A 12,404-nucleotide genomic window follows, 5' to 3' on the forward strand; every position below is an offset into this window, starting at 1 on the left:
GCCATGAAAAAATTCGCATTCCTCCTCGCACTCCTCATGCCGCTGGCTGCCTTCGCGCAAGGCCAGGCGCCGCGCGCCCTGGACAATATGCGCGGCCCGACGCCGCTGGCCGAAACCACCAAGCCGCCGGTGCTGGTCAATCCCGACAACAGCGATATCCGGCGCGTGCGCAACTACTCCATGCAGCCGCCCGTGATCCCGCACAAGATCGAGGGCTACCAGACCGACAAAAGCGCCAACCGCTGCATGATGTGCCATGCCCGCACCCGCACGCAGGAAAGCCAGGCGCCGATGATCAGCGTCACGCACTTCCAGAACAGGGACGGCAATTTCCTGGCCGAGCTGTCGCCAAGGCGCTATTTCTGCCTGCAATGCCACGTGCCGCAAGCGAACCTGGAGCCCCTGGTGCCTAACACGTTCAAGGACGTGGACACGATGCTGAACCCTGCCGCACCAGCGGCGGCAAAGAAGAAATAAAGGTGACGCCATGATCCGAATGATTCGAAACACCTGGAACGTGCTGCGCAGACCCAGCATGCACCTGAGCCTTGGCTTCCTGGTGATCGGCTCCTTTGTGGCCGGGGTGGTGTTCTGGGGCGGCTTCAACACCGCCATGGAAGCCACCAATACCGAGAAGTTCTGCACCGGCTGCCACGAGATGCGCGACAACGTCTACCCCGAACTGCAGCGCACCATCCACTTCTCCAACCGCACCGGGGTGCGCGCGAAGTGCTCCGACTGCCATGTGCCGCACGAGTGGACCAGCAAGATCGCCCGCAAGATGCAGGCTTCCAAGGAAGTGTGGGGCAAGGTGTTCGGCACCATCGACACCCGCGAGAAGTTCGAAGCCCACCGTCTCCAACTGGCCGGCAACGAATGGCGGCGCATGAAGGCCAACAACTCGCTGGAATGCCGCAATTGCCACCAGTTCGATTCCATGGACTTCACCCGCCAGAGCAAGCGCGCGGTGGACGCCCATTCCACCCAGCTGGCCAGCGGCGAAAAGACCTGCATCGACTGCCACAAAGGCATCGCACACACGCTGCCGGATATGTCAGGCGTCAAATAGCTTGCGGTAAGCCGACGGCGAGCTGTGAAAGGCGGCGCGAAAGTGCTGCCTGAGCGACAGCGCGCTGCCGAAACCCGCCGCCTGCGCCACCGCCTCGATCGGAGCGTCGCTCGCTTCCAGCAGGCGCTGGGCATGCGCCAGGCGCTGGTTCAACAGCCACTGCTTGAACGAGGTACCGGTCGCCTGCCGGAAGTGGCGCGTGAAATTACGGCGGCTCATGGCGGCGCGCTCCGCCAGAGCATCGAGGCTGTGCTCCTCGGCCAGGCGGTGCTGTACCCACTCCATTACTTGCGCCAGGCGCCCGTCGCTGGCCGTTACCGGAAGCGGACGGTCGATGAATTGAGCCTGCCCTCCTTCGCGGTGCGGCGCCACTAGCAGGCGGCGCGCCACCATATTCGCGTATTCTGCGCCCTGCAGCTTGCGCAGCAGGTAGAGCGAACAATCCAGGCTGGCCGCCGCGCCGGCCGACGTCAGCACATCCCCTTCATCGACGTACAGCACTTCTTCATCGACTCGCACATTGGGGCAGCGCGCAGCCAGCTTGTCCGCGAAGGCCCAGTGCGTGGTGACGGTGCGTCCGTCCAGCAGGCCCGCTTCCGCTACCGGAAACGCCCCCAGGCATAAGCCGACAATGGTCGCACCTCGCTTGTGGGCTGCCCGCAGCGCCTGCAGCAGTGCGGGCGGCGAAGGCCGGCAATCGTCGTGCCAGGTCGGCATGATCACGATATCCGCCCCGGCCAGCGCGCGCAGGCTCTTGCTTGTTGCGATCTCGAATCCCGCCGTAGTGCGCATTGGCCCGCGTTCGGCCGCACAGACCGTCACGTCATAGAGCGACTCTGCATGCGGGCCGCCAAATACCAGGCAAGGCACGGACAGGTGGAAGGGGGTAATGCCGTCGAAGGCAATAATGGCCACTTTTTTTCGCATGGCCCGATTGTATCGTAGATTGTCTCCTGGGCCACTGTTGCGATACCCAGGCGGACCGCACAATGGTGTCCATCAACAACCCAAACGGAGAACAAACCATGACACGCCGCGCCCTGATCGTCATCGACGTACAAAACGAATACTTCACCGGGAACCTGCCGATCGAATACCCGCCAGTCCAGCAATCGCTCCCAAATATCGTACAAGCCATGAAGGTGGCGCGTGAAAGCGGGATTCCCGTGGTGGTAGTGCAGCACGATACGCCTGCCAGCGCACCAATCTTCGCCATCGGCTCGGACGGCTGGCAACTGCACCCTGAAATTGCCGCACTGGGAGCGGACCTTGTCATCAACAAGAAATTGGCCAGCAGCTTTACCGGTACCGGACTGGCGCAATGGCTGGCCGACAACCAGGTCGACACACTGACGATCGTCGGCTATATGACGCACAACTGTAATGCCTCGACCATCATCGAAGCCGCGCATATGGGGTTTGCAGTGGAACACCTGTCCGATGCTTCCGGCGCGCCCTCTTACGAGAATGCGGCGGGCCGCGCCACGGCGGAAGAGATCCACCGCGTCTTCAACGTCGTGTTCCACTCCAACTTCGCCGCCGTGGCAACCACGCGAGAATGGGCCGACGCCGTCGGTAACGGCCGTGCGCTGGGCAAGGACAACATCTATCTGTCCGCCACCCGCGCCCGGGAAAGCTCGTCCGCTGCCGCAGGTTGAACTTTTTTCGCCGCGTCCTGTCCAAGCTCAATACCTCCCGCACTGCTTTGTCTCACAGTTGAGGCAAAAGTGCGGAGGAACTCATGGATTACGAGATACGAATTCTGCCCTCCCAAGCGCCACTATTCAACGTAAGGCTCGACGCTGGAAAGTTTGCCGACCAGGAACGCATCGGCCACTGCCTGCAGCGGCGAGAAGTCAACGTCGCTGCGCCCGCTGGCGACCAGGCGCCGGAAGTGCTCATACATCGCCGGATATTCGCGCTCTGGCTCGTCCAGCACCACTTTGCCGTTCACCTCCATAATTCGGCCGCCAAGGTGCAGAGCCATGGTGTCGCCGCCCGCCGCTTCGACAAAAATGCTCCAGGTCTGCTGGCCCAATTGCAGGAAGTCGAATTCAGCGTCGATCGGCACGCCGGCTTCACTCGACATCTCCAACTCCGCGCGAATCGGCGCGCTGCAATTGGAAGGCACATGCAAGGCAGCTTTACGCACCAGCGCGTGCCCGCCAAGCAGCTGCGTCAGGATCGACAATGCATTGATGCCCGGGTCGAACACCCCCATGCCGCCGGCCTCGAAAATCCATTTCTGGCCCGGATGCCACTGGCGCACATTTTCTTTCCAGCGAATGCTGATTGACTTGATGGCCCGCGCCTGCATCCAGCCGCGCGCACTCTCCACGCCGGGAGCGAAGCGCGAATGCCAGCCCGCCAGCGCAGTCACGCCGCGTTGCGCAGCCATAGCTGCGATGGAAGCCGCCTCGCCCAGCGTTGCAGCCGGCGGCTTCTCCAGGAACACGTGCTTGCCCGCAGCAATCGCCTCGCTCGCGAGCTTATGCCGCACCTGCGGCGGCGTGCAAATGGCCACCGCCTGAATTTCCGGATGGGCCGCCAGCATGGCGCCCATGTCCGGGTAGCGCAGCACACCTTCCGGCGCACTGGCAGGAGAACAGCCGGCTACAAGCTCCAGGCCCGCATTGCCGCGAATCGCAGGAACGTGCTGGTCAACCGCGATCTTGCCCAGGCCAACTAGCCCAATCTTCAAAGTCATCTTTCAATCCTTTTACCAGAGCACGCCGTAGACAACGGCCAGTATCACGCACACCACCAGCGAACCAATCGCAAATCCACGGTCAACGCGGAACAGCTCCCGGTCAACAATCATCGCCTTGGCTTCGCCATCACGCTTGCCCAGAAGGCTAATCAGCACCATACCCGCAGCGACAGCACAGAACACCAGGAACATGCGGTCGATAAACGGGATTTCGTAGACGCCACTGCCGTTATCAGCGGCAAAGCCAATCGGCACCAGGAAGGACAGGTCCATCATCGTCGGCAGGAATTTCAGGATGATGGAGAACACCAGGCCGCCCACGGTCGCAAACATCGCCGCCGCATTGGTCGCCTTCTTCCAGAAGAAACCAAGCAGGAACATGGCCAGGATGCCCGGCGACACAAAGCCGGTGTACTCCTGGATGTAAGCGAAGCCGCCCTTTTTGTCGATACCCAGCATCGGCGCGATCACCACGGCGATGGCCATTGCCGCCACCACGGTAAGACGTCCCACCCATACCATACGGTCTTCGCTCGCGGCTGGCGCAAACTTCTTGCGATAAATATCCAGCGTGAAGATGGTTGCGATACTGTTTGCCTTGCCGGCCAGCGAAGCCACCACCGCAGCGGTCAGCGCAGCGAAGGCCACGCCGCGCAAGCCATCCGGCAGCAATGCCAGCAGGGTCGGATAGGCGCGGTCAGGATTCAGTTCGCCGCCAACGCGCAGTGCACCGCCCAGCGCACCCGCCTGGTCCAGTGCGAAGGCCGCGATACCAGGCAGCACCACGATCACCGGCATCAGCAATTTCAGGAAGGCCGCGAACAGCAGGCCTTTACGCGCGGTCGGCAGGTCCGCGCCCAGTGCGCGCTGGGTGATGTACTGGTTGCAGCCCCAGTAGTTCAGGTTCGCGATCCAGATACCACCGAGCAGGATGCTCAGGCCCGGCAGGTCCATATAACTTGGATGGTCACGCGTCAGCACCATGTCGAAGTGGCCGCGTGCACGGGTGAACAGTTCGGACATGCCATGCAGCGCGCCTTTACCGCCGCCCAGGTTGGCCACCAGGTCCAGCGCAATCCAGGTTGTCACAAGGCCGCCGATCACCAGGCAGACCACTTGGATCACGTCGGTGTAGCCGATCACCTTCATGCCGCCCAGCGTAATCACCGTGGCGAACACCGCCAGGAACAGCATGCAGGCGCCTACGCTCAGTCCAGAGATGCTGCTGATGGCGATCGCGCCGAGGTAGAGGATGGACGTCAGGTTGACCACAATGTACAGGCCAAGCCAGAACAGCGCCATGGTCGTCGCCACGCCCTTGCCGTAGCGCTGCTCAAGGAACTGCGGCATGGTGTAGATGCGGTTCTTCAGGTAGACCGGCATGAAGTAGATGGCCACGATGATCAGCGTGGCCGCCGCCATCAGCTCATATACCGCAATCGCCATGCCGATCTTGAAGCCGGAGCCGCTCATGCCGATGAACTGTTCGGCCGAGATATTGGAGGCGATCAGCGAGGCGCCGATTGCCCACCACGTCAGCGACCCCTCAGCAAGGAAGTAGTCGCGCGAAGCCGAACCGGAACTGTGATTCTTGCGGCGGTAGACCCAGATGCCGTAGGCGGCAACGACCGCAAAGTAAATCAGGAAAACTATTGAGTCGAGTGAGGTGATTTTCATTGGTGTCTCTTATTTTTTAATACCCTTAGCTTAACGAATTCGCTATTCCTTAGTTATGAGGAATCATCGTCGAGCTATGATTTTATGGAATATCTCACGATTATTGATTTGAAATCAAAAGAGTTTGAACGATACAGGGCTTTATCCGCAAATATTGCCTAGCTACACTGCGATTCATTGAAAAGGAGAAGTTCCAATGAAATCGTCCAGAGCCCTGTTAGCCCTTGCCACCGGCGCTTTTGCCATCGGCACCACCGAATTCACCCCGATGGGCCTGCTGCCCGTGATCGCCGATGGCGTGAACGTCAGCATTCCCACTGCGGGCATGCTCGTTTCCGCCTATGCGGTCGGGGTCATGGCCGGCGCCCCGGTCATGACCTTGCTGTTCAGCCGCTTCGGCAAGCGCGCAGCCCTGATGTCCCTGATGCTCATCTTCACCATCGGTAATCTGCTGTCGGCATTCGCACCGAGCTACACCACCCTGCTGCTATCGCGCCTGATCACCAGCCTGAATCACGGAGCCTTCTTCGGTATTGGCGCCGTAGTTGCCGCCAGCGTCGTGCCAAAAGAAAAACAGGCCAGCGCCATCGCAGCCATGTTCATGGGCCTGACGGTCGCGAATATCGGCGGTGTGCCCGCCGCCACCTGGATCGGACAGCAAGTGGGCTGGCGCATCGCCTTCGGCGGCACCGCCATGCTTGGCCTGTTAACCATCGCCGCGCTGTGGTTTGCCCTGCCAAAGGGCGAAGCCGGCACGCCGCCAAACGTCCGCAAGGAATTGAAAGTGCTGACCCGCCCTGAAGTGCTGCTGGCGATGGGCACCACCGTGATGGGTTCCGGCGCCATGTTTGCGCTCTATACCTACGTCGCACCAATGCTGGCCGAAATCACCCACGCCAGCCCCGGCTTCGTCGCCCTGGCGCTGGTGTTGATCGGCATTGGCTTCACCATCGGTAACAGCCTCGGTGGCCGCCTGGCCGACTGGTCGCTGGATGGCGCGACCAAGCTGATTCTCGCGGTGCTTGCCGTCACCATGGCCGTACTGCCGCTGGTGATGAGCACCCAGATTGGCGCAGCGATTGGTCTCGTGGTATGGGGTGCGGCAGCTTTCGGCATGGTGCCGCCGGTGCAGATGCGTGTAATGCAAGCGGCATCGCAAGCGCCTGGCCTGGCCTCCTCCGTCAACGTGGGTGCGTTCAATCTCGGTAACGCGGTCGGCGCAGCGCTGGGCGGCGTGGTAATCAGCCAGGGCTTCGGCTACGGCGCAGTTCCAGTGGTTGGTGCAGCGCTGGCTGCCGGCGGTCTGGTGCTGGTCTGGCTTGGCAACTCAGGCCGTCGCGAAGCCTCTGCTTCCGCTGCTGTTTGAATCCGGAGCCTGCGATGAGCACTGCTTTGTCCCGACTCACCAGCGGCGGCTTCAGCATCGGCATTGAAGCCCCGCTGGATAACGACTGGACCCACGCCGGCGAGCAAGCGCGCCAACAGGCCCGCCGCCTGCCCGGCGAACCAGACCTGCAACGCCACGCCGAACTGGCGCAATTGGCCGACCGCCTTGGTTTCCGCGCGCTGTGGGTGCGCGATGTGCCGATGTACGATCCGTCCTTCGGCGATGCAGCGCAGGTGTTCGAAGTCTTTTCTTACCTGGGCTACCTGGCAGGCATCACCAAAGACATCCTGCTCGGCACGGCCGCTGTAGTGCAGCCGATCCGCGAGCCACTGCTAACGCTGAAATCCGCGGCCACGCTGCAGCGCCTGAGCGGCAACCGCCTGCTGCTGGGCGTTGCGAGCGGCGACCGGCCCGTAGAGTACCCGCTATTTGGCCGCGACTTCGAAGGCCGCGGCAATAACTTCCGCGAGCAGGTAGCGATGCTGCGCAATGGCGCGCAATCAAACCTGCCTCCAGGTCTGGATGTCCTGCCACGCATGGACGCTGGATTACCGCTCCTGGTAGCAGGCCTCGCGCAACAAAGCCCGGCCTGGGTCGGCGCCAATATGGACGGAACCCTCGCATACCCCGGTACACCCGAAGACCATGTCCGCCGCGTCGCAGCCTGGCGCGCTGTGGCCGGCGCCAAGCTTTACGCCACTTTCATCCATCTGGACTTGTCGGAACGCCCCGATGAACCGCTACAACGCTGGCGCTTCGGCTTCCGCGGCGGCCGCAACGCCTTGATCGCCGAACTGCAAGCGCTGCGCGCAGCAGGCGTCGACCACGTCGGCCTGCACTTCCGCCGCAACCGCCGCCCGCTCGACAAGACATTCCATGATATCGCCGAACACGTGCTACCGATATTCCACGGACTAGATTAGGCCGAAGGCTTGCGATATCCCGACTCCATCCAAGCTGTCGCGCTAGCGACACTCAGCTTGAAGTTCGGCGCAACACGCACCTGCGCCTGCTCTTCCCCGAATGGATCGAAAGCTGTCAAGGTCGCAAACGGATCATCCTCATCCGCCGTAATGTCCAGGTTCACGGTAACGTAGGCCGCACCGATCGTATGCACGCGCACGCTCTTGTGCAATTGCGCATGCAATTGCTGCTCATGGCGGCGAATCACCTCGCTGGCAGTCTTCACCAGGGTATTGAAAGCATTCACATCCAGCGGTTTCGGATTCTTTTTGTCGCGCCCCATGGTCCAGGGGCCAACCAGCGCAGGTTCCGCCTCGCCATCCTTGATCATCGCAACAGCCCAGCCTTCGTCGTCGTCATTCTTGATGACGCGCGCCGTCCAACCGTTGCCCTGCCAGAGGCGGTCTTCCTGCACCAGCACTTCTTCTTCCATGAATTCTTCGATCATTGCGGCTCCAGTGTTAGTTTGCTGAAATACTGTGATTATATACAGTTATTTTTCTACGGCAAGAGCCAGAAGTTAGAACCGGTGCCAGGTCTGTCATTTGGACAGCCAGCTCGCACCTTTGAGATTTATCAAATCAAATCCCAAAATTTCAAGCATTGCATCCTTGATTGAGTCATCGTAATGATGACCGAGTTCATCCTGAATATACTCGGTGCATGAACCGACCTCTGCGAATCGAATTGGACAACTCGCTCTTTCACATCACTGTCCGCGGTGATCGGCGAGATGAAATTTATCGCTCAGACAATGACCGCCTGGCTTGGCTTGCGCTCCTCGGAGAAACCTGCAAGCGATTCAATTTCTCGGTTCGGGCGTACTGCCTGATGACGAATCACTTTCACATTTTGCTCGAAACCGCAAACGGCGAACTTGCCCGTGGCATGTGCCATCTCAATGGCAAATACGCGCGTTATTTCAATCGTGCACATGGATTAGTCGGACACGTTTTCCAAGGGCGCTATAAAGCTATCCTTTGCCAAACTGAGTTGTATCAGCATGAGCTTTCGCGATACATCGAGCTAAACCCCGTACGCGCCAAAATCGTAGCGCACCCTCTCGATTGGCCGTGGAGTAGCTATGCCGCCAAGATGGGCTTGATCGACTCTCCTGCCTGGCTTCACACGGATGCAGTACTCGCACAATTTGGAAGCAATCGCATTCTGGCCAGGGATGCTTATCGCGAATTCGTTTTGGCAGGGATTGGAAGTACCAGTCCACTTGCGGCCGTCTCGAATCACCTTATTTTGGGCGATGCGCAATTTCAAGCGAGTGTTATCGGGCAGAAGATTGATGGGAATCCTTTTGAAATCAAAAGGGCGCAGCGGCGCGCTGTCGCTCGTCCGCTGAAGGACTACTTTGCCGAATATCGAAACCCTAAGGAAGCAATGGCTCGCGCCTATTTTTCCTTAGGATATTCGATGCCTGAAATTGCCGAGTTTGCTGGGGTATCAGTGAAGACGGTCAGCAGAGCCATAGCCCACTTCAAACAAATTTAAGTCTCGTGTTGAGGAAAATCAAAGGTGCGCGCTGCGTGTCCAAATGACAGACCTGGCACCGACTTTGGCACCGACTTTTATTTATTCCCGGCCCAGCGCCCACTGCCCTGCGCCACCCAGCGCCGTGGCCGACACCACCAGCAGCAGGAACAAGGCATGCAGGTCGCCCAGGACGGAGGCGCCGTGCATCCAGCCCATCACGATCGGAAAACCGATGATCAAGGTCAGTACCACGCTGGCGAATGGCATCAGGAAGCCGACCATGATGAGCGCACCGCACAGCATTTCGAGCAGATGCATGCCCCAATAACCGGCAGCGTGAATGGTCGATGGGAAGCCGGAATGCCGCATTGCTTGAAAGCCTAACAGGATCGCCAGGCCGCCAATGGCAAGGCGCAGGAAGAAACGGGACGCGTCGAGACGGGATTTGGAAACTGCCATGTGAATCTCACGAATGGTTAAAAAGAGCCGCTGCGGCGAACGGCCGGCAGCCAGCCTTTCGCGCCGGCTGATTGTCGCATTGCGCGGGCGCGCCAGCAAGGGCCGTTCTATTTCTTCTTCGGGTTGATGATCTGCTGCAGCAGCACGAAGGTTTCGTGGTGGATGGCCTGCTCGTTGGCTTTGAATTCGCGGTCAGCCTTAATATAAGCGGGCTTCTTCATCGCGGCCTGTTCGGCCGGTGTTGCTTTCGGCACGCTTGGATAAAGCTGGGCGCCGCTGTTGTAGATATTGTTCAACACCTTCTTGCCATAGCTGGATTGGTAAAACTGCGTCATTTCGGCCACGGTTTCGGGGCTCAGGAGACGGGCAACCGGTGTGGCGAGGCCGTTGTAAATGGTTTCCGCTGGCGTCGCCACGACTTTGTCCATTACCCGATCGCGTTCGGCCGGAGTGGCGTAGCGGCTCATGCCGGCGGTCATACGCATCATCTTTTCAGCCTGCATGGCCGCCAGCAGGTCGTGGGTGGCCTTCACCTGGCTGGCATCAGGGTTTGGATTAGCGGCTTGTGCGCTGCCTGCCAATGCGGCGGCCAGCAAAATTGCGGATACAGTCTTCATATCAATTCCTTTGTTTGAATCGGGCGGAGACGGTGGGATTCGAACACGGTTGCTAACCCTTTGATTTCACGTGCCGGCCAAACAGGCCAACCCCAAAACTTTAACGCATGGGGCGGCATTATAACTAAGCCTTCTGGCCATATGCAGTCCGCAATGCCTTGACCAGGAAACGGCTTTGCAGGCCCCAAGTAGGCTAACCCTCTAAGAGTGGCTTCACCAGTTGCACAACCACTTTACCTTTCGCTCTGCCTTGCTCAAGGTACGCGAGCCCGTCCTTTGCCTGGGCAAAAGGAAAGACCTGATCAACTACCGGGTGCAGGCGCGATGCAGCAAGGTGTGCACCGATCTTCGCCAATTGCTGTCCATCCGGATGGACGAACAGAAAAGAATAACTGGCCGCACGCTGCCTCGCCTTTCGAATGATTTTCCCGCTCAGCAGGCCGAACACAAACTTCATCAGGAAGTTCATTCCGCGCTGCCGTGCGAATGCCGCATCCGGAGGCCCGATCAACGAAACGATCTTGCTGCCAGGCTTGACGACCTGCAGCGACTTTTCCAGTTCGCCGCCGCGCAATGTGCCAAGCACGACATCGAAGTCGCGCAGTTGCTCTTCAAATTGCTGCTTTTTATAGTCGATCACTTCGTCCGCGCCGAGCTTACGCACAAATTCGACATTCGCGGTGCTGGTCGTCGTTGCGACCTTGGCTCCCAGTAGTTTCGCCAACTGGATGGCAAAGGTGCCGATACCACCAGCACCTGCCGGAATAAAGACCTTCTGGCCTGGCTGCAGTTGGGTTCGTTCGACGAACGCCTGCCACGAGGTCAGACCCACCATTGGAATTGAGGCGGCCTGCACAAAGTCCAGGTTCTCCGGTTTCAGCGCCGCCGCGTGTTCCGGCACTGCGGCATATTCGGCGAGCGTACCGACGCCAAGGTCAAAGGTGCTGGCAAATACCGCGTCACCGACTTTAAACCGGGTGACCCGGCTCCCAACTTCAACGACAACGCCGGCGAGGTCGCTACCCATGGTCGCTGGCAGTTGAAGTTTGATAATGGGTTTGAAGCTCCCGATGGGAATCATGTTATCGATGGGATTAAGTCCGGCCGCGTACACCTGGACCAGGATCTCATCCGGTTTAATCGTGGGTCGGGGAAGGTCAGCGAACTCGACATTCTTTGCGCCGCCGTAGCGCTTTAAAATTAGTGCTTTCATTGGAGTCTTTCCTAAACAAGGCTTAGATCTTTGCGCAAGCCGGCGTCCACCAGGCCGGCTGGCGCGAACGAGCGCAACAGGCGCAGGCGCTTTGCCAGGCCTCCAGCGGTATAGCGCAGCTTTGGCTTGCTTGCCAGCGCGGCTTTCAAAACGGTGTCCGCAACCACCGACGGCCCTTCGGCGCGGGCCATCGCTTCCTGCACCCGGCGGGCCACGGTGTCCCGCACTTCACCGTAAGCATCCAGCTTGGCGTCGGGCTCAAGCAGGTTGGCATCAAATGGTGTCTTGGTGTACGCCGGTTCGATCACGATTGAACGGATACCCCAGTTGCGCAATTCGTGGTCCAGCGATTCCGAGTAACCCTCGATGGCATGCTTGCTGGCCGCATACAACGCGCCATACGGCATCGGGAGGAAGCCCAGCACGGAACCGATATGAATGATGCGGCCCTGCCCCCTGGACCGCATATGCGGCAGCACGGCGCGCGTCATGCGGACCACGCCAAAGAAGTTCGTGTCGAAAATCGCCCGCGCCTGCTCGATCGAGCTTTCTTCGGCACCCGCTGGAGCGACGCCGAAACCCGCATTGTTGACGAGCAAATCAATGCGCCCTTCCATGGCGATCACCGCTGCGACTGTGGTTTGCACCGAGTCGTCGCTGGTTACGTCAAGGGGAAGCATCTCGAATGTCCTCTTCCCTTCGCGGGCGCCACGGCGACTGGTGCCATACACTTTGAATCCCGCCTCCGACAGGCGGGTTGCAGTCGCTTCGCCAATGCCAGACGAGGCGCCGGTAACCAATGCAATCTTTTTCATAACGACAGT

At 59.8% G+C, this 12,404-nt stretch carries 14 protein-coding genes; 6 read left to right on the forward strand and 8 right to left on the reverse strand.

The genetic code is table 11. From position 1 onward, the window contains the following. Window positions 1-3 precede the first annotated feature (3 nt). Entirely contained in the window at window positions 4-477 is a 474-nt protein-coding gene (locus tag AC1RTP_RS16855) for a nitrate reductase cytochrome c-type subunit (RefSeq protein ID WP_498608788.1), read from the forward strand. Between the two features lie 10 nt (window positions 478-487). After that, window positions 488-1,069: a NapC/NirT family cytochrome c gene (locus AC1RTP_RS16860; RefSeq protein ID WP_498608789.1), complete on the forward strand. Its 582-nt coding sequence runs from the start codon at window positions 488-490 to the stop codon at window positions 1,067-1,069. Here the strand turns inward: AC1RTP_RS16860 and AC1RTP_RS16865 are convergent. Next, a complete protein-coding gene (locus tag AC1RTP_RS16865; protein ID WP_498608790.1) occupies window positions 1,055-1,996 on the reverse strand; it encodes a GlxA family transcriptional regulator in 942 nt (313 codons plus the stop codon). The two genes, AC1RTP_RS16860 and AC1RTP_RS16865, sit on opposite strands and share 15 nt — an antisense overlap. 98 nt (window positions 1,997-2,094) lie before the next feature. Between AC1RTP_RS16865 and AC1RTP_RS16870 the strand changes: the two genes are divergently transcribed. Further along, a complete protein-coding gene (locus AC1RTP_RS16870; protein ID WP_498608791.1) occupies window positions 2,095-2,727 on the forward strand; it encodes a cysteine hydrolase family protein in 633 nt (210 codons plus the stop codon). A gap of 122 nt (window positions 2,728-2,849) precedes the next feature. On the opposite strand, the gene AC1RTP_RS16875 is transcribed toward AC1RTP_RS16870, so the two are convergent. Together AC1RTP_RS16875 and AC1RTP_RS16880 are read right to left on the reverse strand one after the other, a co-directional pair. Then, entirely contained in the window at window positions 2,850-3,776 is a 927-nt protein-coding gene (locus AC1RTP_RS16875; RefSeq protein WP_498608792.1) for a Gfo/Idh/MocA family protein, read from the reverse strand. 12 nt (window positions 3,777-3,788) lie between these two features. Continuing rightward, window positions 3,789-5,456, reverse strand: coding sequence for a sodium:solute symporter family transporter (locus AC1RTP_RS16880; RefSeq protein WP_498608793.1), 1,668 nt, complete (start codon window positions 5,454-5,456; stop codon window positions 3,789-3,791). 196 nt (window positions 5,457-5,652) lie between these two features. On the opposite strand from AC1RTP_RS16880, the gene AC1RTP_RS16885 reads away from it, so the two are divergent. Next, on the forward strand, window positions 5,653-6,822 hold the full coding sequence (locus tag AC1RTP_RS16885) for an MFS transporter (RefSeq protein WP_498608794.1): 1,170 nt from the start codon (window positions 5,653-5,655) through the stop codon (window positions 6,820-6,822). A gap of 14 nt (window positions 6,823-6,836) precedes the next feature. Further along, window positions 6,837-7,766, forward strand: coding sequence for a TIGR03571 family LLM class oxidoreductase (locus tag AC1RTP_RS16890; protein ID WP_498608795.1), 930 nt, complete (start codon window positions 6,837-6,839; stop codon window positions 7,764-7,766). On the opposite strand, the gene AC1RTP_RS16895 is transcribed toward AC1RTP_RS16890, so the two are convergent. Then, window positions 7,763-8,254, reverse strand: coding sequence for a hypothetical protein (locus AC1RTP_RS16895; protein ID WP_498608797.1), 492 nt, complete (start codon window positions 8,252-8,254; stop codon window positions 7,763-7,765). The two genes, AC1RTP_RS16890 and AC1RTP_RS16895, sit on opposite strands and share 4 nt — an antisense overlap. Window positions 8,255-8,469: 215 nt before the next feature. Here AC1RTP_RS16895 and AC1RTP_RS16900 point away from each other — a divergent pair, with 215 nt between their 5' ends. Then, entirely contained in the window at window positions 8,470-9,309 is an 840-nt protein-coding gene (locus AC1RTP_RS16900; protein WP_498608799.1) for a transposase, read from the forward strand. 81 nt (window positions 9,310-9,390) lie between these two features. On the opposite strand, the gene AC1RTP_RS16905 is transcribed toward AC1RTP_RS16900, so the two are convergent. From AC1RTP_RS16905 to AC1RTP_RS16920, 4 genes are all read right to left on the reverse strand, one after another. Next, window positions 9,391-9,750, reverse strand: coding sequence for a hypothetical protein (locus AC1RTP_RS16905; protein WP_498608801.1), 360 nt, complete (start codon window positions 9,748-9,750; stop codon window positions 9,391-9,393). Between the two features lie 107 nt (window positions 9,751-9,857). Further along, the gene (locus tag AC1RTP_RS16910; RefSeq protein ID WP_498608802.1) at window positions 9,858-10,367 is read right to left on the reverse strand and encodes a DUF2059 domain-containing protein; all 510 of its coding nucleotides are present in this window, start codon (window positions 10,365-10,367) and stop codon (window positions 9,858-9,860) included. 193 nt (window positions 10,368-10,560) lie between these two features. Further along, a complete protein-coding gene (locus AC1RTP_RS16915) occupies window positions 10,561-11,580 on the reverse strand; it encodes an NADP-dependent oxidoreductase (RefSeq protein WP_498608804.1) in 1,020 nt (339 codons plus the stop codon). An 11-nt stretch (window positions 11,581-11,591) separates the two neighbouring features. Next, the gene (locus AC1RTP_RS16920) at window positions 11,592-12,395 is read right to left on the reverse strand and encodes an oxidoreductase (protein WP_498608806.1); all 804 of its coding nucleotides are present in this window, start codon (window positions 12,393-12,395) and stop codon (window positions 11,592-11,594) included. Between the last annotated feature and the right edge of the window lie 9 nt (window positions 12,396-12,404).

The organism is Pseudoduganella sp. GW821-FHT11H04, assembly GCF_058807935.1.